The 24,328-nt window shown below is 63.4% G+C and carries 22 protein-coding genes; 20 read left to right on the top strand and 2 right to left on the bottom strand.

Annotated elements, in window-relative coordinates:
* The first annotated feature begins 2 nt into the window (after positions 1-2).
* The 5 genes from fhuA to ADK28_RS23645 all read left to right on the top strand — a co-directional run bounded on the left by fhuA (position 3) and on the right by ADK28_RS23645 (position 6,391).
* Positions 3-2,195 (top strand): ferrichrome porin FhuA, encoded by a 2,193-nt coding sequence (gene fhuA, locus ADK28_RS23665; protein ID WP_048796843.1) that lies wholly within the window; start codon positions 3-5, stop codon positions 2,193-2,195.
* 47 nt (positions 2,196-2,242) lie between these two features.
* Positions 2,243-3,040: a Fe3+-hydroxamate ABC transporter ATP-binding protein FhuC gene (fhuC, locus tag ADK28_RS23660; protein ID WP_016930054.1), complete on the top strand. Its 798-nt coding sequence runs from the start codon at positions 2,243-2,245 to the stop codon at positions 3,038-3,040.
* On the top strand, positions 3,040-3,948 hold the full coding sequence (fhuD, locus tag ADK28_RS23655) for a Fe(3+)-hydroxamate ABC transporter substrate-binding protein FhuD (RefSeq protein WP_048796842.1): 909 nt from the start codon (positions 3,040-3,042) through the stop codon (positions 3,946-3,948). Before fhuC ends, fhuD begins: the two co-directional genes overlap by 1 nt.
* On the top strand, positions 3,945-5,933 hold the full coding sequence (fhuB, locus tag ADK28_RS23650) for a Fe(3+)-hydroxamate ABC transporter permease FhuB (protein ID WP_048796841.1): 1,989 nt from the start codon (positions 3,945-3,947) through the stop codon (positions 5,931-5,933). Before fhuD ends, fhuB begins: the two co-directional genes overlap by 4 nt.
* A gap of 305 nt (positions 5,934-6,238) precedes the next feature.
* Positions 6,239-6,391, top strand: a complete 153-nt coding sequence (locus ADK28_RS23645) for a Hok/Gef family protein (RefSeq protein ID WP_004937610.1) — start codon at positions 6,239-6,241, stop codon at positions 6,389-6,391.
* Positions 6,392-6,501: 110 nt separating this feature from the next.
* Here the strand turns inward: ADK28_RS23645 and ADK28_RS23640 are convergent, their stop codons facing one another.
* Entirely contained in the window at positions 6,502-7,743 is a 1,242-nt protein-coding gene (locus ADK28_RS23640; RefSeq protein WP_048796840.1) for an MFS transporter, read from the bottom strand.
* A 397-nt stretch (positions 7,744-8,140) separates the two neighbouring features.
* On the opposite strand from ADK28_RS23640, the gene ADK28_RS23635 reads away from it, so the two are divergent.
* From ADK28_RS23635 to ADK28_RS23570, 14 genes are all read left to right on the top strand, one after another.
* Positions 8,141-8,458 carry a non-heme iron oxygenase ferredoxin subunit gene (locus tag ADK28_RS23635; RefSeq protein ID WP_004937614.1) on the top strand — a complete coding sequence of 106 codons (318 nt, stop codon included), beginning with the start codon at positions 8,141-8,143 and terminating at the stop codon, positions 8,456-8,458.
* Positions 8,459-8,460: 2 nt separating this feature from the next.
* A complete protein-coding gene (locus ADK28_RS23630) occupies positions 8,461-8,769 on the top strand; it encodes a recombinase-like helix-turn-helix domain-containing protein (RefSeq protein WP_004937617.1) in 309 nt (102 codons plus the stop codon).
* A 20-nt stretch (positions 8,770-8,789) separates the two neighbouring features.
* Complete coding sequence (locus ADK28_RS23625) at positions 8,790-9,833, top strand: aromatic ring-hydroxylating oxygenase subunit alpha (protein ID WP_028127706.1); 1,044 nt, start codon at positions 8,790-8,792, stop codon at positions 9,831-9,833.
* On the top strand, positions 9,830-10,585 hold the full coding sequence (locus ADK28_RS23620) for an SDR family oxidoreductase (protein ID WP_048796839.1): 756 nt from the start codon (positions 9,830-9,832) through the stop codon (positions 10,583-10,585). The genes ADK28_RS23625 and ADK28_RS23620 overlap by 4 nt, the downstream gene beginning before the upstream one ends.
* A 37-nt stretch (positions 10,586-10,622) precedes the next feature.
* Positions 10,623-11,417, top strand: coding sequence for an IclR family transcriptional regulator (locus tag ADK28_RS23615; protein WP_033639418.1), 795 nt, complete (start codon positions 10,623-10,625; stop codon positions 11,415-11,417).
* Positions 11,418-11,526: 109 nt separating this feature from the next.
* A complete protein-coding gene (locus ADK28_RS23610; RefSeq protein WP_048796838.1) occupies positions 11,527-12,468 on the top strand; it encodes a VOC family protein in 942 nt (313 codons plus the stop codon).
* Positions 12,465-13,676, top strand: a complete 1,212-nt coding sequence (locus ADK28_RS23605) for an NAD(P)/FAD-dependent oxidoreductase (protein WP_033639420.1) — start codon at positions 12,465-12,467, stop codon at positions 13,674-13,676. Before ADK28_RS23610 ends, ADK28_RS23605 begins: the two co-directional genes overlap by 4 nt.
* A gap of 23 nt (positions 13,677-13,699) precedes the next feature.
* A complete protein-coding gene (locus ADK28_RS23600) occupies positions 13,700-14,956 on the top strand; it encodes an MFS transporter (protein WP_016930045.1) in 1,257 nt (418 codons plus the stop codon).
* A gap of 168 nt (positions 14,957-15,124) precedes the next feature.
* Positions 15,125-15,649, top strand: a complete 525-nt coding sequence (locus ADK28_RS23595; RefSeq protein WP_004937634.1) for a cupin domain-containing protein — start codon at positions 15,125-15,127, stop codon at positions 15,647-15,649.
* Positions 15,649-16,467: an alpha/beta fold hydrolase gene (locus ADK28_RS23590; RefSeq protein ID WP_048796837.1), complete on the top strand. Its 819-nt coding sequence runs from the start codon at positions 15,649-15,651 to the stop codon at positions 16,465-16,467. Before ADK28_RS23595 ends, ADK28_RS23590 begins: the two co-directional genes overlap by 1 nt.
* Positions 16,464-17,258 carry an SDR family oxidoreductase gene (locus ADK28_RS23585; RefSeq protein ID WP_048325319.1) on the top strand — a complete coding sequence of 265 codons (795 nt, stop codon included), beginning with the start codon at positions 16,464-16,466 and terminating at the stop codon, positions 17,256-17,258. The genes ADK28_RS23590 and ADK28_RS23585 overlap by 4 nt, the downstream gene beginning before the upstream one ends.
* A gap of 15 nt (positions 17,259-17,273) precedes the next feature.
* Entirely contained in the window at positions 17,274-18,068 is a 795-nt protein-coding gene (locus ADK28_RS23580; protein WP_033639423.1) for an aspartate dehydrogenase, read from the top strand.
* A gap of 16 nt (positions 18,069-18,084) precedes the next feature.
* Entirely contained in the window at positions 18,085-19,554 is a 1,470-nt protein-coding gene (locus tag ADK28_RS23575; protein ID WP_048796836.1) for an aldehyde dehydrogenase, read from the top strand.
* Between the two features lie 52 nt (positions 19,555-19,606).
* Positions 19,607-21,247: a thiamine pyrophosphate-binding protein gene (locus ADK28_RS23570; RefSeq protein ID WP_033639424.1), complete on the top strand. Its 1,641-nt coding sequence runs from the start codon at positions 19,607-19,609 to the stop codon at positions 21,245-21,247.
* 41 nt (positions 21,248-21,288) lie between these two features.
* Here the strand turns inward: ADK28_RS23570 and ADK28_RS23565 are convergent, their stop codons facing one another.
* Positions 21,289-22,041 (bottom strand): M48 family metallopeptidase, encoded by a 753-nt coding sequence (locus ADK28_RS23565; protein ID WP_016930039.1) that lies wholly within the window; start codon positions 22,039-22,041, stop codon positions 21,289-21,291.
* A gap of 238 nt (positions 22,042-22,279) precedes the next feature.
* Here ADK28_RS23565 and tkt point away from each other — a divergent pair, with 238 nt between their 5' ends.
* Positions 22,280-24,274 (top strand): transketolase, encoded by a 1,995-nt coding sequence (gene tkt, locus ADK28_RS23560; protein ID WP_048796554.1) that lies wholly within the window; start codon positions 22,280-22,282, stop codon positions 24,272-24,274.
* The last annotated feature ends 54 nt before the right edge of the window (positions 24,275-24,328 follow it).

Genomic DNA, 24,328 nt, shown 5'->3' with positions numbered 1-24,328 from the left:
CTATGCCGACCAAGCGTCTTCCATCATTCGCGGCCAAGCAGGGCCGCCTCCCCGTCAGCGCGTTAGCGATCACCGTCGCCGCGGCGCTGGGCACGCTGGCGATGCCGGCCTTTTCCGCCGACGCCAAATCGTCCGCCAAGGAAGACACGATTACCGTTGTGGGCGGCAGTAATGCCGCCCAGCAGGAAAGCGCTTGGGGGCCGGTCGGCACCTATGTCGCCAAACGCAGCGCCACCGGCACCAAAACCGATACGCCGATCGAAAAGAACCCGCAGTCCGTTTCCGTGGTGACGCGTGAAGAGATGGACATGCGCCAGCCGGATACGGTGAAGGGCGCGCTGGCCTATGCGCCGGGCGTATTCGCCAGCCGCGGCAGCTCCACGACCTATGACGCGGTGGCAATCCGCGGCTTCCCGGCTACCAACACCACCCAGTATCTGGATGGCCTGCGGTTGCTGGGCGACAACTACAGCGAAGCGTCCATCGATCCTTATTTCCTCGAACGCGCCGAGCTGCTGCGCGGCCCGGTCTCGGTGCTGTACGGTAAAAGCAACCCGGGCGGTTTGGTCTCGATGGTCAGCAAGCGGCCAACCACCGAGCCGCTGCGCGAAATCCAGTTCAAAATGGGTACCGATAACCTGTTCCAGACCGGTTTCGATTTCAGCGACGCGCTGGACGATCAGGGCATTTATTCCTATCGGCTGACCGGCCTGGCGAAAGACAGCGATACGCAGCAGAACATGAGCAAAGAGAAGCGCTATGCGATCGCGCCATCCTTTAGCTGGCGCCCGGATGACAAAACCAACTTCACGCTGCTGGCCAACATTCAAAACGATCCCTATACCGGTTATTACGGCTGGTTGCCGAAGCAGGGCACGCTGATCCCGTTGCCGGACGGCAGCAAACTGCCGACCGATTTCAACGAAGGCGAAGCCAGCAACTATATGGCGCGCAAGCAGCGGATGATCGGGTACAGTTTCGAACACGCCTTCAACGATACCTGGGCGGTGCGCCAGAACCTGCGTTATATGCAGGTGGACACCGATATGAAGAGCATCTACGGATTCGGCTTGTCATCACCGACGACGATCAATCGCGCTTACGTTCAGTCGAAAGAGCACCTGAACAATTTTGCGGTTGATACTCAGGCGCAGGCGAAGGTGAAAACCGGCGATATCGACCATACGCTGTTGTTTGGCGTAGATTATTCGCGTATGCGCAACGATATCAATTCCGACTATGGTTCCGCAGACGGCCTGAGTATGACCCAGCCGCAGTATGGCAATGATGTGGTCAATATCAACTTCCCATACAAGTACTTGAACCGTCAGGAGCAAACCGGCCTGTATGTGCAGGAGCAAGGGGAGTGGAACCAGTGGCTGCTGACGCTGGGCGGGCGCTATGACTGGGCGAAAACGTCGGCCAATAACCGCGTTCTCGGGTACACCAACGAACGCTCCGATGGGCAGTTTACCTGGCGCGGCGGATTGAATTACCTGTTCGACAACGGCGTGACGCCGTATTTCAGCTACAGCGAGTCGTTTGAACCGACCCTCGATACGTCAATCAATGGCCAGACCTTTAAGCCCTCGATCGGCAAGCAGTATGAAGCCGGTGTGAAATACGTGCCGAAGGATCGCCCAATCGTGCTGACCGGCGCGCTGTACCAGCTGACCAAGAACAACAACCTGACGCCGGATCCGGATAACGCGCAGTTCAGCGTGCAGAGCGGCGAGATCCGTTCGCGCGGTGTGGAGCTGGAAGCCAAGGCGGCATTGAATGCCAACGTCAACCTGATCGCCTCCTATACCTATACCGATGCGAAGTACACCAAGGACAATACCTATCAGGGCAAACCGACCGTCGAGGTGCCGAAACATATGGCGTCGCTGTGGGCGGATTATACCTTCCACGAAACGGCGGTGAGCGGCCTGACGCTGGGTTCCGGCGTGCGTTACGTCGGCTCCAGCTCGAGCTTCAACAGCGATAACTCCACCTTCAAGGTGCCGGACTACACGCTGGTGGACGCGACCATTAAATACGATCTGGCGCGCTTTGGCCTGCCGGGCTCGTCCGTGGGCGTCAACATCAATAACCTGTTCGACAAGACCTACGTGTCGAGCTGCTACCGCGACTACGCCTGCTACTGGGGCGCAGAACGCCAGGTGGTCGCCACCGCAACCTTCCGTTTCTAACCGGATAGCCGGGGCGGCGCCGCGTCGCCCCGGACAAAGCAGGATCTATGCAGGACAAACTTCTTAATCCCGGCGCGACCTTCGCGCTGGATAACGCCAGTTTCGCCGTCCCCGGCCGGGTGCTGCTGCAACCGCTGTCGCTCAGTTTTCCCCAGGGCAACGTCTGCGGCCTGATCGGCCATAACGGTTCCGGTAAATCCACCCTGTTGAAACTGCTCGGGCGGCACCATGCGCCCAGCGGCGGCCAGGTACTGCTCAATCGGCAGCCGTTGGCGCAGTGGGACAGCAAATCCTTCGCCCGCCAGGTGGCCTACCTGCCGCAGCAGTTGCCGGCGGCGGAAGGCATGACGGTGCGCGAACTGGTGGCCGTCGGGCGCTATCCGTGGCATGGCGCGCTGGGGCGTTTTGGCGCCAACGATCGCCAATTGGTGGAAGAGGCCATTTCACTGGTGGGGCTGAAGCCGTTCGCCAACCGCCTGGTGGACAGCCTGTCCGGCGGCGAGCGCCAACGCGCCTGGCTGGCGATGATGGTGGCTCAGGACAGCCGCTGCCTGCTGCTCGACGAACCGACCTCGGCGCTGGACATCGCGCACCAGGTCGAGGTGCTGGCGCTGATCCAGCGCCTGAGCCGCGAACGCGATCTCACGGTGATCGCCGTGCTGCACGACATCAACATGGCGGCGCGCTACTGCGACCATTTGGTGGCGCTGCGCGGCGGTGAAATGATCGCCCAGGGCGGCCCGCTGGAACTGATGCAGGGGCCGGTGCTGGAGCAAATTTACGGTATTCCTATGGGCACGTTGCCGCATCCGAGCGGCGGCGCGCCGGTGAGTTTTGTCTACTGATGTCTTCTGCATTCACTTCTTCTCACGATCCGCTGCGCCGCCGTCTGTTGATGGCACTGGCGCTGTCGCCGCTGTTGGGATCGTGGCCCGGGCGGGCGGCGGATGCGCCGCCGGATATCGCGCGCGTTGCGGCGCTGGAATGGCTGCCGATCGAGCTGCTGTTGGCATTGGGCGTGACGCCGCTGGCGGTGGCCGATGTGCATAACTACAACCTGTGGGTGGCGGAGCCGAAGCTGCCGGCGACGGTGGTCGACGTCGGCCAGCGCACCGAACCTAACCTCGAACTGCTGCAGCAGCTCCAGCCTTCGCTGGTGTTGCTGTCGCAGGGCTATGGCCCGACGCCGCGCAAAATCCAACCCATCGCGCCAACCATGAGCTTCGGCTTCAACGACGGCAGCGGCAAACCGCTGACCGTCGCCCGTCAGTCGCTGCTGGCGCTGGGCCAGCGGTTGGGCATAGAAAGCCGGGCGGTAAACCACCTGGCGCAGTTCGACAGTTTTATGCAGGACGCGCGTCAGCGCCTGCAAAGCTACACCCGCCAACCGTTGCTGCTGTTTTCACTGATCGACACGCGTCATGCGTTGATCATCGGCCAGAAAAGCCTGTTCCAGGAAGCGATGGACCAACTGGGCATCCGCAATGCCTGGCAGGAGCCAACCGACTTTTGGGGCACGGCGGTGGTGGGGATTGAACGGTTGGCCACGGTGCGTAACGCCCGGGTCATCTATCTCGATCACGGCAATCAAGCGATGATGGACAAGGTCAGCGCGACGCCGCTGTGGCAGTCATTGCCCTTCGTGCGGCAAAACCAGCTGCGGCAGGTGCCGGCGGTGTGGTTCTATGGCGCCACGCTGTCGACGATGCGGTTTTGCCGCCTGTTGGCGCAGGCTCAGGAGAGTGCGGCATGAATGCGGGCATCCGGAAATTGCCGCTGACGCTGATCCTGCTGTTGCTGGCGGCGGCAGGTGGCCTGACGATATACAACCTGACGCAGCAGCTGCCGCCGGCGCAATGGGAGCGGGCGCTCAGCGCGCCGGACATCGACGACGTGCGGCAAATGCTGTTCCATTACAGCCTGCTGCCGCGGTTGACGGTGTCGCTGTTGGCCGGCGCCGGCCTGGGGTTGGTCGGCGTGCTGTTCCAGCAGGTGTTGCGCAATCCGTTGGCGGAACCGTCGACGCTCGGCGTGGCCGCCGGCGCGCAGCTCGGCCTGACCATCGCCACGCTGTGGGTGCTGCCGGGGGGCGAATTCACCCGCCAGCTGGCCGCTATGGTGGGCGCGATTGTGGTGGGCGGGCTGGTGTTCGGCGTCGCCTGGGGCAAGCGCATGTCGCCGGTCACGCTGATTCTGGCCGGGCTGGTGCTGGGGCTGTACTGCGGCGCGGTCAACAGCCTGTTGGCGCTGTTTCATTACGATCAGCTGCAGGGCATGTTCCTGTGGGGCACCGGCGCGCTGAACCAACAGGATTGGAGCGCCGTACAGTTCCTCCTGCCGCGTTTGCTGGTAGCAGGCCTGCTGGCGGCGCTGTTGCTGCGCCCGCTGACGCTGCTGGGGCTGGACGACGGCGTGGCGCGCAACCTGGGGCTGGGGCTGTCGATGGCGCGCTTCTGCGCCCTGGGGGTGGCCATTATCTTCAGCGCCATGCTGGTGAGTGCGGTGGGCGTTATCGGCTTTATCGGCCTGTTTGCGCCGCTGATGGCGAAGATGCTGGGCGCGCGCCGCCTGGCGCACCGCATGATGCTGGCGCCGTTGCTGGGGGCGCTGCTGCTGTGGCTGACCGATCAGGTGATGCTCGGGGTGACGCAGGTGTGGCGCGAGATCCCGACCGGCGCGGCCACTGCACTGTTCGGCGCGCCGCTGCTGTTGTGGCTGCTGCCGCGTTTGCGCAGCGCCGCTACGCCGCCGCCGATGAACCTTGGCGACAAGGTGCCTGCCGAGCGCGGGAATCTGCCCGGCTGGATCCTGCTGGGGGGCCTCGTATTGCTGATCGGCCTGACGCTGGCGCTGATGCTGGGCAAAAACGCCGGCGGTTGGCACTGGAGCCTGGGTGCGGAACTGGATTCCCTGCTGCCGTGGCGCTGGCCGCGGGTGCTGTCGGCGCTGGCGGCGGGCATGATGCTGGCGGTCGCCGGCACGTTGATCCAGAAATTGACCGGCAACCCGATGGCCAGCCCGGAAGTGTTGGGCATCAGCTCCGGCGCCGCTTTTGGCGTCGTGATGATGCTGTTTGTGGTGCCGGGCGACGCCTTCGTTTGGCTGCTGCCCGCCGGCAGTTTGGGGGCGGCCGCGACGCTGCTGATCATCATGATCGCCGCAGGCCGCGGCGGTTTCTCGACTGAGCGCATGTTGCTCGCCGGTATCGCGCTCAGCACCGCCTTTACCACCGTCATCTTCCTGCTGTTGGCCAGCGGCGATCCGCGTATGGGGGGCTTGCTGACCTGGCTCTCCGGTTCAACCTATTCGGTGGAGCCGGCGCAGGCGCTGCGCACCGCGCTGGTGGCCGCCGGCCTGATGGTATTGGCGCCGCTGTGCCGCCGTTGGTTGACCATCTTGCCGCTCGGCGGCGCCACCGCCCGCTCGGTGGGGATTGCGCTGACGCCGGCGCGGTTGACCATTCTGTTGCTGGCCGCCACGCTGACCGCCATGGCGACCCTGACCGTGGGGCCGCTGAGCTTTGTCGGGCTGATGGCGCCGCACATGGCGCGCATGTTGGGCTTCCGCCGCGCGCTGCCGCAGATGGTGATCGCCGCGCTGTTGGGCGGTTTGCTGATGGTATTTGCCGACTGGTGCGGGCGGATGCTGCTGTTTCCGTATCAGATCCCTGCAGGGTTACTGGCGACCTTTATCGGCGCGCCGTACTTCGTTTATCTGCTGCGTAAGCAGACATCGTAAGCTTCATCCCTACTTTGCTTTCTCCGCCATCAAGGGCCCAGCGTTGCTGGGCCTTTTTTCAACGCCTTGCAAGGCGTTGCGTGTCGCTGCGCAAGAAAGACATTTAACGTGAAAAGGAACGCGGGAAGAGAGGAGGAGGTGAATATACTGCGGGCGGGTGCTCTGGATCTTTGTCTCTGGAGCCCGTGCGAAAGATACAAAGAGAAAAGCCCCGAGTCGATATCCATCAACCCGAGGCCTACTCTAACGCGTGACAACGTTAAGTTAGCCTCTTACCCGCCGCGAGGCAAGGAGAAGAAGGCATGATGCCGAACAAACGGAGCCTGTTAAAACTGGTGGTTATTTGTGCCACGGTAATATCACTGGCATGGATAACCCGCAGCACGCTGTGCGAGCTGCGGATCCGATCGGGCACTACGGAGGTTGCGGCCATTTTGGCTTACGAATCCGAACGGTAAGGCAACCCGGCGACGGGGGATATCCCCCGTCTGCTGGTTGTTGGCGTCCAGATCCATGAGCACCCTCTCAAGGCCATTGGCTTTCTCTGCCGCAACGGTGCGGGAACAGACTATGCCCGTTTCACCTGCCGCGTCAGCAACATACGGCTAAACAGCGCGCCGCCCGCCAGCAGCGTCAACAGCTGTGAGGCAATCAGCACCGCAAAGCCCGAGGACACCTTGCCCTGGCTGGCCATCACCATGCCCATCGCCATCGGCACGAACGCCGAGAACAGATTGCCGATGCCGTTGATCAGCCCATAGGCGCTGCCGACCGCCTCCGGCCGCGCATAATGCTGGAGCAGCGTGGGGATCGCCGCGCCCTGCGCACCCCAACAGGCGTTGGCCGCCAGCAGGAAGAAGGCGATCCAACCAAGCTGATGGCTGTTCATTACGCCATAGATGCACAGTGCGGTCGCCGCGCCGCCAAAGACGAAGATCAGCGGCGCCTGATAGGGGCGGATACGATCGAGCAACGCGCCGCCGAGGTATTTGGAGGCGATGCTGACGATGAACGGCAGCGCCGCCATCCAGCCCATTTGCTTGATGGAGAACCCTTTTTCATCAGTCAGGTAAGCCGGCAGCCAGGCGCTGGAGCCCCACAGATAGCTGAGCGTGGCGATCTCGATCAGCAGGATCCAGCCGAGCATCGGCGTGCGCCAGGCCAGCGCGAAGGTGTGCCAGACGCGGCTTAGCACCGGTTGCGAATCGGCGGGGCGTGAAGATGAAGATAAGGCGAGCGGATGAACGAACAACCGCACCAGCGCCAGGCCCAGCAGCAGGTTGAGCAGCGCCAGCAGGTGAAACGACATCGCCCACCCAAAGTGCGCCATCAGAAAACTCACCAGCGGAAAGCCGAGCACCAGCCCCAACGAGACGCCCAGCGCGCTGACCGCGTTGGGCTTGCCGCGCTCGTCGGCGGCGAAATGATCGCTGATGTACATGGTTTTCAGCGAGAACAGCGGCCCTTCGCTGACGCCAAGCAGCGCGCGCACCGCGCACAGCAACAGCAGCGATCCCGCCAGCGGCGAGGCGGCGGTGAGCAGCGCCCACAGCACCACGCTCAGCGTCAGCGCGCGGCGGTAACCCATCAGCGTTTCCAGAAACGGCGTCAGCAACATGGCGGACAGGCCGTAACCGAGTAAAAACACCGTCATCAGCGTGCCCTGGTGAGCTCGGTCACCGCCGAGTTGAAAGTGTTGCAGGAAGTCGGGATTGACCAACATCACGGCGATATTAACCCGATCCGCATAGGCGATAACGATCAGAAACAACAGGGCGAGCACCCCAAACCAGCGTTGACGTTGTTGCACGGCGCGTTCCTCAGTGCGAGCGGTTGACGAATTCAGGCAGCAGTAAACTCACCCGAGGATGCCATTTGGCGCAAACGCGGGGATGGGGCTGATTGATGTAAATTTATTGTTATCAAATAGGGTGTGAATGACAGAGAGAAAACACTTTTACGCGCAATTCGCCGCAGAGATCAACGCGTTTTTTGCCATAAATTAGCGAGGGAGCGCACAACTGACATAGGTTTTTCATATCGGTGCATGATTTCGTGATCCTTCCCGCATTTGTCATTTTTAAACAACCTTTCATTAACATTTGCCGTTCCGCTCGCTTGACGAAAGTTTCGCCAGACTTATAGTGGCTGTATTAAATAAGAAACTGAGTTTCATATATGAAACAATCAGATAGAGGATAAAAGCAATGAGCTGGAAGAATGTGTGCGAAGTGTCTCAGGTGAAAGAAGATTTTCCTTTCTCCGGCAAAGTGGAAGGAAAAGAGATCGGGGTGTACCTGCTCGACGGTAACTACTACGCGCTGGAAGACGTCTGCCCGCATGCTTATGCCTTGCTCAGCCAGGGGTTTGTAGACGACGGCAAGGTTGAGTGCCCGCTGCACGAAGCGCTGTTTGACGTGCGTACCGGCCAGTGCCTGCGCGAGCCGGGCGGCCGAGATCTGCAAACCTATCCCACCCGGGTGGTCGACAACCAAATCCAGATCACCTTTATCGCGGAGGAGTAATCATGCAGCACATCACCGATTTCAATCCCTGGCTGCCGGACACCCAACAAGTGACGCCGGCCCGCGAAGGCGGCAACGGCCAAATCCATCAGCCGGGCCAGTTCCGCAATGTCATCTGGCAAAACCGCGCCCGGGTGCCGGACGGTTTCGAAACCGCGCTGGTGGCGGCGCTGGAAACGATCTTCGATCAGGGGGCGGAAGAGCTGGAGCAGATCGTCAGCGCGTTGAATCAGCGCCGCCTGTTCGATCGCAGCGGCCAACCGTGGAATGAGGCGACGTTCCGCGAATTCCTTCACGTTAACGGTTTCTGAGCGACACCCGGGAGAAGACAATGACAGCAAACACAACATCCTCCGAACAGAGCCTGCAGGACTATCTTGACCAGGGATTACGCGGCATGTGGTATCCGGTGCTGGCCAGTTGGGAAGTGGGCAACAACCCGGTCGGCATCACCCGTCTCGAGCAGCAAATCGTGGTGTGGCGCGACGGTGAAGGCCAGATCCACGCGTTGGAAGATCGCTGCCCGCACCGCGGCGCGCGGCTTTCCATGGGGTGGAACCTCGGCGATCGTATTGCCTGCTGGTATCACGGGGTGGAAGTCGGCGGAGACGGGACGGTGAAAGACGTGCCGGCGGTGGATCGCTGCCCGCTGGTGGGGCAAAAATGCCTGCGGTCTTACCCGGCCAAAGAAGCCTACGGCGCAGTGTTTCTCTATTTCGGCGTGACGGCGGATGAAGCGCCGGCGGAGCTGACTTTCCCGCAAGAGCTGGCGGACGAAGCGTCGTACAGTAATTTTCTGTGCACCGCCAGCTGGAACTGCAACTACCAGTACGCCCTGGAAAACGTGATGGATCCGATGCACGGCACTTACCTGCACTCCTCTTCACACTCGATGGCGGAAGGTGATCGCAAGGCGGACATGGCGCTGGAGCCGACCGACAGCGGCTTCATCTTCAAGAAAAACGGCCAGATCGGCGTCAACTTCGACTGGGTGGAATTCGGCAACAGCGGCGCGTATTGGATGCGCCTGTCGATCCCGTACAAGAAGCGTTTCGGGCCGGGCGGTCACTTCTGGATCATCGGCATGGTGGTGCCGGAAGACAAAGATCACTGCCGGGTATTCTTCTGGCGCATTCGTAAGGTCAAAGACTGGCAGCGCGACATGTGGCGCTTCATGTACCGCAATCGCCTGGAATCGTTGCATTGGGACGTGCTCGAGCAGGATCGCATCGTGCTTGAGAACATGGCGCCTAACGCCCGCGGCCGCGAATATCTGTACCAGCACGACGTCGGTCTTTCTCGCCTGCGCCGCCTGATGCAGAAAGAGGCGCAAAAACAGCTGGCGACGCTGCGCGAGCGGGAGGCGGCGCAGTGAACGGCCTGCTGAACGGTAAACGCATCGTGGTCACCGGCGCGGCGCGCGGCCTGGGCTACAGCTTCGCCGCCGCCATCGCGGCTGCCGGCGCGCAGGTGGTGATGTGCGACATTTTGGCGGATGAGCTGGCGGCGAGCGGCGCCGCGCTGCGCGAGCAGGGCGCTCAGGTGGAAACGCAAATCATCGATCTGGCGTCACCGGATTCGATCCGTTCGGCGTTCGAGAAGATCGCCGCAGGCGGCGGGATCGACGGCCTGGTGAACAACGCGGCGCTGGCGACCGGCGTCGGCGGCAAAACCATGATGGAATACGATATCGAACTGTGGGATCGGGTGATGCAGGTCAACGTGCGCGGCACCTGGCTGGTGAGCCAGGCGGCGGTGCCGCTGCTGGCGCGCAACCCGCACGCCAAGATCGTCAACGTGGCGTCGGACACCGCGCTGTGGGGCGCGCCGCGCCTGATGGCCTATGTTGCCAGTAAAGGCGCGCTGATCGCGATGACCCGATCGATGGCGCGTGAACTGGGTCCGCAGGGGATCTGCGTCAACGCCATCGCGCCGGGCCTGACGCGGGTGGAAGCTACCGAGTATGTCCCCGCCGAACGCCACCAGCTGTACGAGCAGGGGCGCGCGCTGGCCGGGGCGCAGCACCCGGACGATGTGAACGGTACGGTGCTTTATCTACTGTCGCCGCTGGCGAATTTCGTCACCGGTCAACTGCTGCCGGTCAACGGCGGCTTCGTATTCAACTGACGGCCCGCAGGGCAGGCGCACAGCGCAGGAGCGAGAGATGGCGGACGAGCAAGCATGTAAGTATCTGATCCCGGGCCTGGATCGCGGGTTGCAGTTGCTGCTGGCGTTTGGCGAGCAGCATAAGGAGATGACCTTCGCCGAGTTGCATCGCCTGGTCGATATGCCGAAGGCCACCGCTTATCGCGTGGTGCAGACGCTCGAACACCTGGGCTTTCTGGAGCGCAATCCGCGCACCAACACCTTTGCGCTCGGCATCAAGGTGCTGCGCCTCGGCTTCGAATATATCGCGTCGCTGGATGTGGCGCAGGCCGGCCAGCCGGTGATCGAACAGCTGCGCGATCGCAGCCAGTGCAGCAGCCATCTGGCGATCCGCGACGGGCGTGATGTGATCTATATCGCCCGCGTCAGCGCCGCCGGTTCGCAGATCAATCAGGTCAGCGTCGGCACCCGTTTGCCGGTGCACCAAACCTCGCTCGGCCGCATGTTGTTGACCAGCGCCACCCGCAGCGAGTTCGAACAACTCTATCCGGACGAGCAGCTGCCGGGCAACGCGCCGGGCACCCCGGCGGATCGCGAAACGCTGTGGCAGATGGTGCAGCAAGACAAGGCGCGCGGCTATGTGATCGGCGAATCATTCTTCCGCCACGGCATCTCCTCGATCGTCTACCCGATCTTCAACCGTGAGCAGCGGGTCGAGGCGGTGGTCAGCATCATGGTGCCGTCCGATGAGATCCCGAAAGCGGATCGCGAGCGGCTGCGCATGGAAGTGCGCGATGCGGCGGAGAAAATTTCCGGCTTCCTCGGCGCGCCGCCGCAGGCCAACGTCGGCTAACCGACAGGATCGACTCTTTCACTCAGGCAGGGATAAGGCCCACAGCAAACAGGGGCCGGGGTTCAGTCATGCCTGAAAACCGTATACAGCGAGAACGTGAGGCTGAGCAATGAGCGTAATCGGAATCGAAAAACTGGAGTTTGGCGTCGAAGATCTGCCAACCTGCGAAAAATTCATGCAAGACTTTGGCCTGCAGCCCGCCACGCAACATTGGGGCGAACCGCAGCGCGAATTCACTACCCTGAGCGGGGCGCAGGTCGTTCTGCACCCGTTGCAAAGCGCGGCGCTGCCTGCGGCGTTTGAAGGCGGTTCCACCCTGCGCCGCATGACATGGGGCGTGGCCTCGCCCGCCGAACTGGCGCGCCTGCAGCCGCGTTTGGCGTTGATGCCCGGCTTCCGTCAGGTGGGAGAAGAGTTGGAATGCCGCGATCCCAACGGCATGACGCTGCGCTTCGTCGTCAGCCGCCAGCAGGCGGTCGAGGTGCCGGTCACGCCGATCAACCAGTGGGGCGACGTGCGCCGCATCGATCAACCCAGCCCGGTCTATTCGCAGGCGCAGCCGATCAACATCGGCCACGTGGTGTTCTTCGTCGACGATCTGGCGGCGACCGAGCGTTTCTACCGCGAGCTGTTGGATTTCCAGGTTTCCGATCGCTATATCGATCGCGCCGTCTTCCTGCGCACCCAGGCGCGCGGCGGCCATCATAACCTGTTCCTGCTGAAGCTGCCGAACCGCCCACGCGGCCTGAATCACGTGGCGTTCACCGTGCGCGATATCCACGAAGTGATCGGCGGCGGCATCGCCATGAACAAAGAGCAGTGGAGCACCTTTATCGGCCCCGGCCGCCACCCGATCTCCTCGGCCTATTTCTGGTACGTCAACAGCCCGACCGGCGGCGCGTTCGAGTACTACACCAACGACGATTATCTGACGGAAAACTGGCAGCCGCGCGAGCTGGAGCATTCGCTGGTCTCCTTCACCGAATGGGCGGTAGAGGGCGGCATCGATCACGACACGCGCCGCCAGCATAAAAAAGCGGAGGCGTTATGAACCGGGCTGAACAGGCGGGCATCGTCATCGTCGGTGGCGGCCAGGCCGGCGGCTGGGCGGCCAAGACGCTGCGCGACCGCGGTTACAGCGGCCGGCTGACGGTTGTCAGCGACGAACCCTACGATTTTTACGAGCGGCCGCCGCTGTCGAAAGCGGCGTTGCTGGATGCCGCGGCGCCTCTCAGCCGGCTGTTCAGCGAACAGACGGTGGCGGAGTTGAATATCGACTGGCGCCGCCCGCTGCGCGCCGAGTCCATCGACGCCGAACAGCAAATCGTTACGCTCAGCGATGGGCAACGGCTGCAGTTCGAGCAGTTGCTGATCGCCACCGGCGGGCGGCCGCGTGTGCCGGGCGCCGCCTGGGCGCAGCACCCGCGCGTGATGACGCTGCGTTCCTGGGACGATGCGGCCCGGTTGCGGCAGGGGCTGCAGGGCTGTCGTCGCCTGGCGATCGTCGGCGGCGGTTGGATCGGGCTGGAGATCGCCGCTTCCGCGCGGCGTCTCGGCGCCGAGGTGACGGTGTTTGAACGCCAGCCTGCGCTGTGCATGCGCAGCGTCGGCGCCGATGTCTCGCAGGCGTTGCTCGAACTGCATCGCCGGCAGGGCGTCACGGTGCTGTGCGGCTGCGGCGAGATCTCGCTGGAAGATCGCGACGGCGCCGCCTGGATCGGCAGCGAAGTCAGCGATCCGCAGGCCTTCGATCTGGTGGTGGTGGGGATCGGCGTCGAGCTGAATCTCGAACTGGCGCGCAGCGCCGGGCTGGCGATCGAGTCCGGCATTGTGGTCGACGGCCAGGGGCGCACCAGCCATCCGGCGATCTTCGCCGCCGGCGACGTGGCGCGTCACCCGACGCTTGGCCTGTGCCTGCAGTCCTGGGCCTACGCGCAAAATCAGGCCATCAGCACCGCCTGCGCGATGCTCGACGCCTTCGCCGCCCCGTATGACGACGTGGCCTGGCTGTGGTCGGATCAATATGACGTCAATATCCAGATCCTCGGCGTGCCGAGCGGCGGCGTGCATCATGTGGTGCGCCGCACACCGCAGTCGCAGGTGTTCTTCACGCTGAACGCCGATCGGCAGCTGGTGCAGATGGTGGCGTTCAACGACGCGCGCACCATCAAACTCGGCAAGCGTTGGCTGGCGAGCGGCCGGGTGCTGGATCCGCAGCAACTGGCGGATGCGGAGTTTTCTTTGATGGCGTTGAAATAACGCCCGAACCTCGGGAGCGTTTTATGACTACGCAAGACATTGACGCCCGCGCTGGACGGGCGGGGGAAACCGTTGCCGAAAATCCGCAGCAGCGGGTGCGCTGGTCGGTGCCGATCGCGCTGTTCGCCTGCGTGCTGCTGGCGTTTTTCGACAAGATCAGCATCGCGGCGCTGTTTTCCGACGCCGAGTTTCAGCAGGCATTGGGCATTGGTTTTGACCCGGCGCGGCTGGGCTTGCTGATGAGCGCGTTTCTGTTCTCCTACGGCATTTCCTCAATGCTGCTCAGCGGCATCGGCGATCGGCTTAATCCGGTCAAGGTATTGATTGGCATGATGGTGGTGTGGGGCGTGCTGATGGTGTTGATGGGGCTGGTGCGTTCCTATCACGCCATGATGACGCTGCGCATCCTGCTCGGCATCGCCGAAGGGCCGTTGCTGCCGATGGCCTACGCCATTATTCGTCAGGCTTTCCCGCCGCAGCTGCAGGCGCGCGCCACCATGCTGTGGTTGCTCGGCACGCCGCTGGGGGCCGCGCTCGGCTTCCCGGTCACCCTGTACATCCTCAATACCTTCGACTGGCAGGCCACCTTCTTCTTTATGGCGTTTCTGACGTTGCCGGTGATGTTGCTGGTGCTGTTCGGCATGCGCCACCTGAACGTATCGCGTCCGGCGGCGGCGGCCAAACCGGCGGTGTCCGAACGCAAACAGCACCGCCGCGAGCTGCTGCGCAGTCCGCACTTTTGGATGATCTGCCTGTTCAACATCGCCTTTCTGACCTACCTGTGGGGCATGAACGGCTGGTTGCCGAGCTACCTGATCAAGGGCAAAGGCATTCATCTGGAGCATGCCGGTTACCTCTCTTCGCTGCCGTTCATCGCCATGCTGCTCGGCGAAGTGCTGGGCGCCTGGCTGTCGGACAAGCTGGATCGCCGCGCGCTGGCCTGCTTCCTGTCGCTGTGCGGCGCCGGCCTCGGTCTGGCGGTGGTGCTGCACCTGCAGGGCACCTACAGCGTGATCGCCGCCATGGCCTTCAGCACCTTTATGTGGGGCGCCGGCGCGCCGAATATTTTCGCGCTGTTGGCGAAGGCCACCAGCAGCAAGGTGAGCGCCACCGCCGGCGGCATCTTCAATGGGTTGGGCAATTTTGCCGGCGCGCTGGCGCCGGTGCTGATGGGGGCGCTGATCGCCGCCACCGGCAATATGGATAACGGCCTGCTGTTCCTGGTGGTGATGGCGTTCGTCGGCTGCCTCATTCTGCTGCCGTTACTGAGAAAGTACTGAATTAACAATTAATAAGCCCAATGGATTTCATGCTGTGGCTAGGCGGCAAGTTCGTGAGTCTCCAGGAGCTTACTGCGGTAAGTGACTGGTGCGAACGAATGCAGCCAACAACGCGACAGCGTGAAAGACGAAGGGGATAACCATTTGATTCAACAGAGGAGTGACAACATGTCTCAGGTTGAGAACAAAGCCGGCGTCAAGCCGCAGGATCTGTCGATGGAAAACTGGGTGGAGTCGCGCATTGCCCGTTTCGAAGGCCGCAAATATGACTGGAACGCGCTGAAATTCCAGGCCGATTTTGACCCGAAATACCGCCGCGCGCAGATGCGCTACATCGGCACCGGCGCCACCGGCGTGGCCAGCGACGCCAACACCATTCCGGCGGGCAACTTCACCTTCTCCACCATGGTGCTGCCGTCGAAGTGCGAGGGCCCGCTGCACCTGCACGACGACGTGGAAGAAGTGTTCTTCATGCTGAAAGGCAGCATCACGCTGATGATCCAGGATGGGGAAGAGTATTACGAAACCAGGCTGAAAGAGCGCGATCTGATCTCGGTGCCGGCGGGGGTGTATCGCGGCCTGTTCAACCACGGCGAGGAAGAGGCGCTGATGTGCGTGATGCTCGGCACCGCCAAGCCGGAGATCCCGACCTATCCGGCGGATCACCCGCTGTCCAAAGTGAAGCGCAACTGATGAACGGCCTGGCGCAACGCCAACGGGCGCGCTGCGGGGCGTACACCCTGAGCTGGCGCGAGGCCGGGCAGGGGCGGCCGGTGGTGTTGCTGCACGGCATCAGCTCCGGATCCGCCTCGTGGATCAAGCAGTTCAACGATAACGGCCTGACGGACGGCCACCGTCTGTTGGCGTGGGACGCGCCGGGCTACGGCGGCAGCCTGCCGTTGGCGGATCCGCAGGCCGATGCCGCCGGTTATGCGGCGGCGTTGGCGGCGCTGATTGATGAGCTGCAGCTGGTGCAGCCGCTGATCGTCGGCCATTCGCTGGGGGCGCTGATCGGTAGCGCCTATGCCGCCGGCTATCCGGATGGGCTGTGCGGGCTGGTGTTGGCGGATCCGGCGCAGGGCTATGCCACGGCGCCGGAGGAAAAACGCCGGCAGGTGTACGGCCAGCGCCAGCAGATGATAGAGACGCTGGGGCCGGTGGGCTACGGCGAGCAGCGGGCGGCGGCCTTGCTGCGTGAAGGGGCGGATCCGCAGGATATCGCCTGGGTGCGCAACGGCATGCAGCAGCTCGATCCCGACGGTTTTCTGAGTGCCGCCTGGATGTTGGCCAACGATGATATCGGCCGCTATCTGGCGCGCTATCGCGGCCCGCTGGAGGTGTGGTGCGGTGAACAGGATCGCATTACGCCACCGGAGAAGGCGGCCGAGCTGGCGCGCGAGCAGGACGCGACGCTGCGTCTGATCGCCGCCGCCGGTCATGCCAGCTACCTCGATGCGCCGGCGTGTTTCAACCGCTATCTGCGGGACTTTACGGGAGCAATCCAACGATGAATTTTCAGCTTGAGGATCGGGTGGCGGTGGTGACCGGCGGCTCGTCGGGCATCGGTTTTGAAACCCTGAAGCTGCTGCTGGCCGAAGGGGCGAAAGTGGCGTTCTGCGGCCGCGATCAGGACAAACTGGCCGGCGCAGCAGCCAGCCTGCGCGCGGACTTCCCGCAGGCGGATATCCTGGCGCTGCGCTGCGACGTGCTGGACGCGCAGCAGGTGGCGCAGTTCGCCGCTCAGGTGACGGCGCATTTCGGCGGCGTGGATCTGCTGATCAACAACGCTGGTCAGGGCTTCGTCGCCCATTTTGACCAGACGCCGCGCGAGGCCTGGCTGCATGAGGCCGAGCTGAAGCTGTTCGGCGTGATCAACCCGGTGCAGGCGTTCTTACCGGCGCTGGAACGATCGGAGATCGCGTCTATCACCTGCGTGAACTCGCTGCTGGCGCTGCAGCCGGAAGAGCACATGATCGCCACCTCGGCGGCGCGCGCCGCGCTGCTCAACATGACGCTGACGCTGTCGAAAGAGCTGGTGGGCAAAGGCATTCGGGTTAACTCGATCTTGCTGGGGATGGTGGAGTCGGGCCAGTGGCGCCGCCGTTTCGAAGAGCGCAGCGATAAAGATCAAAGTTGGGAGCAGTGGACGGCGGCCATCGCCGAACGGCGCGGCATCCCGATGAAACGCCTGGGCAAGCCGCAGGAGCCGGCGCAGGCGCTGTTGTTCCTCGCTTCGCCGCTGGCTTCCTTTACCACCGGCGCGGCGCTGGACGTTTCCGGCGGCTTTAACCGCCATGTGTAGCAGGGGCCGAGAAAGATGAAGAAGATCATGATGATTGGCTACGGCGCGATGGCGAAGGAAGTGATCGCCCGTCTGCCGGAAGGCGTGGAGGTTGGCTGGATCCTGGCGCGCGCAGCTCATCATGCGGCGATCGCCGAGGCTTTTGACGGGCGGGTGCAGGCGCTGACCCATCCGGAGCAGTGTTCGCAGCGGCCGGATCTGGTGCTGGAGTGCGCCAGCCAGCAGGCGGTGGCGGAGTTTGGCGAGGCGGTGCTGCAGCGCGGTTGGCCGCTGGCGGTGGTCTCGACCGGCGCGCTGGCGGACGCCGCATTGCAACAGCGGCTGCAGCAGGTTTGCCGCCGCCATCACGGGCAGCTGATCGTGCTGTCCGGCGCGGTGGCGGGGATGGACGGGCTGGCGTCGGCGCGTGAAGGCGGGTTGGAGAGCGTGACCTATCAGGCCAGCAAGAGCCCGGCCAGCTGGCGCGGCAGCCCGGCGGAGCAACTGATCGACCTCGATGCGGTGCGCGAGGCGCAGGTATTTTTTGAAGGCTCGGCGCGCGAAGCGGCGCGTTTGTTCCCGGCCAACGCCAACGTGGCGGCCACTATTGCGCTCAACGGTCTGGGGATGGACGCCACCCGGGTGCGCCTGCAGGTCGATCCCGCCACCCGGCGCAACACCCATCGCCTGCAGGTGTGCGGCGACTTTGGCGAGTTTCACATTGAGCTGAGCGGCAACCCGCTGGCGAGCAATCCCAAAACATCAACCCTGGCGGCGCTGAGCGCGGTACAAGCCTGCCGCCGTCTGGTGGACGGCGGTTTTATTGCCTGAACGGCAGGAGCGGAGCATGGAACGATTGAATATTTTTGTCGCCGGGCGCTGGCGTGAAGGGCGCGGCGAAGAGATGGCTTCGGTATTCCCGGCCGACGGCAGCGTCAACGCGCGGCTGCGCGCCGCTAACGTCGAAGATGTCAACGAGGCGGTAGAGGCGGCGGAAAAGGCCTGGCGCGCGCCGGAATGGCGCGGGCTGGTGCCGCACCAACGCGCCTCAATTCTCTACCGCGTGAGCAACCTGATCCTGGCGCAGCAGGAACAGCTGGCCGAGCTGCAGACTCGCGACAACGGCAAACCGCTGGCGGAAACTCGCGGCCTGGTGGCCAGCGCGGCGGCGACCGCGCGCTACTTCGCCGCCGCCTGCGAGGTGTTGGAAGGCGAGCTGCCGACCCCGCGCAGCGCCGAAGTGATGACGCTCAGTCAGTATCAACCGATGGGGGTGATCGCCGCCATTATGCCGTGGAACTCACCGATCGCCAGCGAAATGCAGAAGGTGGCGCCGGCGCTGGCGGCGGGCAACGCCGTGGTGCTCAAACCGGCCGAAGCCACGCCGCTGATGGCGCTGAAGCTGGCCGAGCTGTTCGAACAGGCGGGGCTCCCTGCCGGGCTGCTCAGCGTGCTGCCGGGCAAAGGTTCGGTGATCGGCGAGGCGTTGGCGCGCCATCCGCTGGTGAAGAAGATCGCCTTTACCGGCGGGACCGGCACCGGGCGCCATTTGGCGCACATCGCCGCTGACAAGCTGATCCCCACCTCGCTGGAGCTGGGCGGTAAATCGCCGACCATCGTGCTGGAGGACGCCGATCTGGAGCAGGCGGCGCGCGGCATCTGTTACGGCATTTTTAGCTCCGCCGGCCAGGCGTGCATCGCCGGTTCACGGCTGTTCGTGCATCGTTCGCTGTATCAGCCGCTGCTGGCGCGCTTGACCGAACTGACGGCGGGGCTGCGCATCGGCAACCCGCTGGTGCCGGGCGTGCATCTCGGCCCGCTGATCAGCGCCAAACATCGGCAAAGCGTGGCGGACTACGTGGCGTTGGCGCGGCAGGAGGGCGGCCGGGTGAGCATCGGCGGCGAAGCGCCGGCCGATCCGCAACTGGCGAGCGGCAGCTATTACCTGCCGACCATTATCGAAGGTTTGAACAACGATGCCCGCGTGTGCCAGGAGGAGATCTTCGGCCCGGTGCTGGTGGCGCTGCCGTTCGACGACGAGCAACAGCTGATCGAACAGGCCAACGACTCGGTGTACGGCCTGGCGGCCGGCATCTGGAGCCGCGATTTCCCGCGGGCGATGGCGCTGGCGGAGCGGCTGGAAACCGGCACCGTCTGGATCAACACCTACAAAACGTTCTCGATTTCCACGCCGTTCGGCGGTTTCAAGGAAAGCGGACTGGGCCGCGAAAAGGGCCTGAACGGCATCAAGGCCTACATGCAGCAGAAAAGCGTGTATCTGGCGCTGAGCCATCAGGTGAACCGCTGGAGCGACTAGGCCGACACCTCTACGCATAACCCTAATAACGATTACCCTAAGAAGGCAGATGATGAGCGATAAAATCACGGTTGGCGAGGCGATAGCCCGGACTCTGGAACAGTACGCGGTGTCGGCGATGTACGGCATCATTTCGATTCATAATCTGCCGATCGCCGATGCGGTGGGGCAGCGCGATAAAATTCGCTTCGTGCCGGCGCGCGGCGAAGCGGGCGCGGTCACCATGGCCGACGCGCACGGGCGTTTCTCCGGCCTGGGCGTGGCGTTGACCAGCACCGGCGCCGGCGCCGGCAACGCGGTGGGGGCGATGATTGAGGCGCTCAACGCCAACACGCCGCTGTTGCATATCACCGGCCAGGTGGAAAAAGCCTATCTGGACGCCGACGCCGGTTTTATTCATGAAACCCGCGATCAGCTCGGCTTCCTGCGCGCCTGCTCCAAGCGCGCTTACCGGGTCAATTCGCCGGAGCAGGCGGTGGCGGTGATCCAGCGAGCGATCCTGGATGCGCAAACCGTGCCCTGCGGCCCGGTGGCGGTCGAGATCCCGATCGATATTCAAAGCAGCCTGGTGTCCCGCTCGGTGCTGGCCGAACCGTTGGCGCCGGCGCCGCTGCCGAAGGCGGACGCCGCAGCGGTGGAGCGGCTGCATCAGCGGCTGAAACAGGCCAAGCGCCCGCTGTTATGGTTGGGCGGCGGTGCGCTGGCCTGCGGCGACGCGGTGCGCAAGCTGGCGGACGCCGGCGTGGCGGTGATCTCCAGCACCCACGGGCGCGGCATTCTGCCGGACAGCCATCCGCGCAGCCTGCGGGCGTTCCACAACTCGCCGAGCATTGAAGCGATCCTGACGCAGTGCGACCTGACGCTGGTGGCCGGTTCGCGCCTGCGCAGTAATGAAACCCGCACCTGGACGCTGCCGCTGCCGCGCCCGTTGGTGCAAATTGACATCGATCCGGCGGCGGCCAACCGCAACTACCTGGCCGATGAACAGATCAATGGCGACTGTGCGGCGCTGCTGACGGCGCTGGCGGCGCGGTTGACCCCTGGCGAGAAGGTGAGCGCCGAGTGGGATGCCGAGATCGCTGGAGCGGTGCAGCAGGCTGAGAGCGCGCTGCGCCAGCAGTCCGGCGAATACGCCAAACTCAATGACGCCATCGACGCCGCGCTGCCGCAGGACGGGCTGTTGGTGCGCGATATCACCGTTTCCGGCAGCGTCTGGGGCAGCCGGCTGTTCCGGGCGATCTCGCCGCTGTGCAACATACACTCGCTGGCTGGCGCCATTGGAATGGGGCTGCCGATGGCGATCGGCACCGCAATCGCCAACCCGCAGCGCAAGGTAGTGGGGCTGGTGGGCGATGGCGGTCTGGCGCTGGGCCTGGGGGAACTGGCGACCATGGCGCAGGAACAGGTGAACATCACCCTGCTGATCATGAACGACGGCGGTTATGGCGTGATGCGTGGCATTCAGGACAAGTACTTCGCTGGGCGCCAGTATTACAACGAACTGCATACGCCGGCCTTTACTCAAATTGCCGAAGCGATGGGGTTGAAAGCCTGGAAGGTGGACGCGGCGTCGCAGTTCAACGGCGTGCTGGCCGAGGCGATCAGTTACCCGGGGCCGTCGGTGGTCGAGGTGGACATGAAGCGGGTCGGGCCGCTGACCTTCGCCGGGCCGCCGCAGAAAACCCTGTATTGATACGATAAAAAACGCCCGGCGGTTGCCGGGCGTTCTCGTTGTTACTTCTCTGCTGCGATGCGATCGCGAATGTGCTGCGCGCGCGCTTGGGAAGATGGGTGATCGTCGAACATGCTGCTCTGACGGCCGGCTTCCATTTGGGCCAGTTTTTCGAAGCTGGTGGCCAAGCCGTTCGGATCGATGCCGCGTTTTTTCAGCAGATCGAACGAGTAATCATCCGCTTCGCTTTCCTGCTTCTGCGAGAACTGGGCGCTGACCAGCTTCTCGCCGATATCCGCCAGCTGCGACTGCGACAGCGAGCCGATGACGCCGCCGGCGGAGGACGCCGCGGTGCGCAGCGCCACGGTGCCGTAAGCCACCTGCATCGCTTTACGGGTGTGGCCCAGCGCCACGTGGCCCATTTCGTGGCCCAGCACGCCTTCCACTTCGTTGTCGTTCATCATGTCCATCAGGCCGCTGTAGACGCGGATACAGCCGTTGGCCATCGCCCAGGCGTTGACGTCTTTGGTCACGTAGACCTTGTAGTTGGCCGGGGTGCCGTTGATGTTGTCGCCCAGCGCCGCGGCGATTTTGTTGAGACGCTTGGCGTAGGTGCTGCCGGCCGGCGCGATTTGTGCCTTGCTGTCCATCTCGGCGCAGGATTTATCACTCAGGGCCTTAACGTCGTCGTTGCTCAGGGTCGCCGCCTGGAACGCCTGCGCGCCGGACTGCATCAAGGTTTCGGTATTCAGGTTTTGACAGCCGGTTGCCAAGGTGGCAATGCCCAACGCAATCAAAGAGGTACGAATTTTCATAACGCCATCTTCCTGTGAAGGTAACAAGGTAAAAGAGTCATTTTGCTTTGAGGAAATCTTGTCGCAAGAGCCTAGTGTACGCCAGCTAAGGCGAGAATAGTGTTATTCCGAAAAAGCGTCCAATCGTGCTAATAAGTGGTGAACTCGCTCTCATTTGGCATTAGGGATTGCCGTTGTGATGTGGAGTCTGAGAAAATAGGGAACTTGACTGCTTTTTTTATCCGACCTGGAGTAAAACATGTCCTCTCGTAAAGAGCTTGCCAACGCTATCCGCGCACTCAGCATGGACGCCGTACAAAAAGCAAATTCCGGCCACCCGGGGGCCCCTATGGGCATGGCGGACATCGCCGAAGTCCTGTGGCGTGACTATCTCAACCACAACCCGACTAACCCGCACTGGGCTGACCGCGACCGTTTCGTGCTCTCCAACGGCCACGGCTCCATGTTGATTTACAGCCTCCTGCACCTCACCGGCTATGACCTGCCGATGCGCGAGCTGGAAAACTTCCGTCAGCTGCATTCCAAAACCCCGGGCCACCCGGAGTTCGGCTACACCCCGGGCGTTGAAACCACCACCGGCCCGCTGGGCCAGGGCATCGCCAACGCCGTCGGCTTCGCCATCGCCGAACGCACCCTGGCGGCGCAGTTCAACCGCCCCGGCCACGACATCGTCGACCACCACACCTACGCCTTCATGGGCGACGGCTGCATGATGGAAGGCATCTCGCACGAAGTCTGCTCCCTGGCCGGCACCCTCAAGCTCGGCAAGCTGACCGCCTTCTACGATGACAACGGCATCTCCATCGACGGCCACGTCGACGGCTGGTTCACCGACGACACCGCCCTGCGTTTCGAAGCCTACGGCTGGCACGTGGTGCGCAACGTCGACGGCCACAACCCGGACGCCATCAAGGCCGCGATTGAAGAAGCCCGCAAGGTGACCGACAAGCCGTCGCTGCTGATGTGCAAGACCGTTATCGGCTTCGGTTCGCCGAACAAGGCCGGCACCCATGACGTGCACGGCGCCGCGCTGGGCGCCGCCGAAGTGGCCGCCACCCGCGAAGCGCTGGGCTGGAAATACGCCGCCTTTGAAATCCCGCAGGACATCTACGCTCAGTGGGACGCCAAAGAAGCCGGTCAGGCCAAAGAAGCGGCCTGGAACGACAAGTTCGCCGCCTACGCCAAGGCCTTCCCGGAACTGGCCGCCGAGTTCAAGCGCCGCATGAACGGCGAGCTGCCGGCCGACTGGAAAGCCGACGCCAAAGCGTTCGTGGAAAAACTGCAGGCCAACCCGGCCAACATCGCCAGCCGCAAGGCGTCGCAGAACGCGCTGGAAGCGTTCGGCAAGGTGCTGCCGGAGTTCCTGGGCGGCTCCGCCGACCTGGCGCCGAGCAACCTGACCATGTGGTCCGGCTCGAAAGCGCTGAACGTTGACCCGGCGGGCAACTACATTCATTACGGCGTGCGCGAGTTCGGCATGACCGCCATCACCAACGGCATCGCGCTGCACGGCGGCTTCCTGCCGTACTCGGCGACCTTCCTGATGTTCGTGGAATACGCCCGCAACGCGGTGCGCATGGCGGCGCTGATGAAGCTGCGCAACGTGTTCGTCTACACCCACGACTCCATCGGTCTGGGCGAAGACGGCCCGACTCACCAGCCGGTGGAGCAGCTGGCGAGCCTGCGCGTGACCCCGAACATGAGCACCTGGCGCCCGTGTGACCAGGTGGAATCGGCGGTGGCGTGGCAGTACGGCATCGAGCGCAACGACGGCCCGACCACCCTGGTGTTCTCGCGCCAGAACCTGACCCAGCAGCCGCGCACCGCAGAGCAGCTGGCGAACGTGTACCGCGGCGGCTACGTGCTGAAAGACTGCGCGGGCACGCCGGACGTCATCCTGATCGCCACCGGCTCCGAAGTGGGCATCACGGTGGAAGCGGCGGACAAGCTGACCGCGGCGGGCCGCAAGGTGCGCGTGGTGTCGATGCCGTCGACCGACGCGTTCGACAAGCAGGATGCGGCGTACCGCGAGTCGGTGCTGCCGGCGGCGGTGACGGCGCGCGTGGCGGTGGAAGCGGGTATCGCGGACTACTGGTACAAGTACGTGGGGCTGAACGGCGCCATCGTGGGCATGACCACCTTCGGTGAGTCGGCGCCGGCGGAGCAGCTGTTCGCCGAGTTCGGCTTCACCGTGGACAACGTGGTGGCGAAGGCGCAGGCGCTGCTGAAGTAAGCGGTCTGGCGCAAGCCGATAAAAAAGCCGGTCATCATGACCGGCTTTTTTTAT

Source organism: Serratia sp. 506_PEND (genome assembly GCF_001076875.1).
Lineage (GTDB): Bacteria > Pseudomonadota > Gammaproteobacteria > Enterobacterales > Enterobacteriaceae > Serratia > Serratia marcescens.
Note: the sequence above shows the minus strand (reverse complement) of the source record. Positions and strands in the feature narration are given on the sequence as shown.

Bases quoted from the DNA above. Each gene is read 5' to 3' on its own strand.
- fhuA (WP_048796843.1), top strand. From the start codon at position 3: ATGCCGACCAAGCGTCTTCCATCATTCGCGGCCAAGCAGGGCCGCCTC.
- ADK28_RS23590 (WP_048796837.1), top strand. From the start codon at position 15,649: ATGAACGGCCTGGCGCAACGCCAACGGGCGCGCTGCGGGGCGTACACC.
- ADK28_RS23575 (WP_048796836.1), top strand. From the start codon at position 18,085: ATGGAACGATTGAATATTTTTGTCGCCGGGCGCTGGCGTGAAGGGCGC.
- ADK28_RS23585 (WP_048325319.1), top strand. From the start codon at position 16,464: ATGAATTTTCAGCTTGAGGATCGGGTGGCGGTGGTGACCGGCGGCTCG.
- ADK28_RS23580 (WP_033639423.1), top strand. From the start codon at position 17,274: ATGAAGAAGATCATGATGATTGGCTACGGCGCGATGGCGAAGGAAGTG.
- ADK28_RS23565 (WP_016930039.1), bottom strand. From the start codon at position 22,041: ATGAAAATTCGTACCTCTTTGATTGCGTTGGGCATTGCCACCTTGGCA.
- ADK28_RS23625 (WP_028127706.1), top strand. From the start codon at position 8,790: ATGACAGCAAACACAACATCCTCCGAACAGAGCCTGCAGGACTATCTT.
- ADK28_RS23570 (WP_033639424.1), top strand. From the start codon at position 19,607: ATGAGCGATAAAATCACGGTTGGCGAGGCGATAGCCCGGACTCTGGAA.
- ADK28_RS23615 (WP_033639418.1), top strand. From the start codon at position 10,623: ATGGCGGACGAGCAAGCATGTAAGTATCTGATCCCGGGCCTGGATCGC.
- ADK28_RS23600 (WP_016930045.1), top strand. From the start codon at position 13,700: ATGACTACGCAAGACATTGACGCCCGCGCTGGACGGGCGGGGGAAACC.
- ADK28_RS23595 (WP_004937634.1), top strand. From the start codon at position 15,125: ATGTCTCAGGTTGAGAACAAAGCCGGCGTCAAGCCGCAGGATCTGTCG.
- fhuC (WP_016930054.1), top strand. From the start codon at position 2,243: ATGCAGGACAAACTTCTTAATCCCGGCGCGACCTTCGCGCTGGATAAC.
- fhuD (WP_048796842.1), top strand. From the start codon at position 3,040: ATGTCTTCTGCATTCACTTCTTCTCACGATCCGCTGCGCCGCCGTCTG.
- ADK28_RS23645 (WP_004937610.1), top strand. From the start codon at position 6,239: ATGCCGAACAAACGGAGCCTGTTAAAACTGGTGGTTATTTGTGCCACG.
- fhuB (WP_048796841.1), top strand. From the start codon at position 3,945: ATGAATGCGGGCATCCGGAAATTGCCGCTGACGCTGATCCTGCTGTTG.
- ADK28_RS23635 (WP_004937614.1), top strand. From the start codon at position 8,141: ATGAGCTGGAAGAATGTGTGCGAAGTGTCTCAGGTGAAAGAAGATTTT.
- ADK28_RS23605 (WP_033639420.1), top strand. From the start codon at position 12,465: ATGAACCGGGCTGAACAGGCGGGCATCGTCATCGTCGGTGGCGGCCAG.
- tkt (WP_048796554.1), top strand. From the start codon at position 22,280: ATGTCCTCTCGTAAAGAGCTTGCCAACGCTATCCGCGCACTCAGCATG.
- ADK28_RS23630 (WP_004937617.1), top strand. From the start codon at position 8,461: ATGCAGCACATCACCGATTTCAATCCCTGGCTGCCGGACACCCAACAA.
- ADK28_RS23610 (WP_048796838.1), top strand. From the start codon at position 11,527: ATGAGCGTAATCGGAATCGAAAAACTGGAGTTTGGCGTCGAAGATCTG.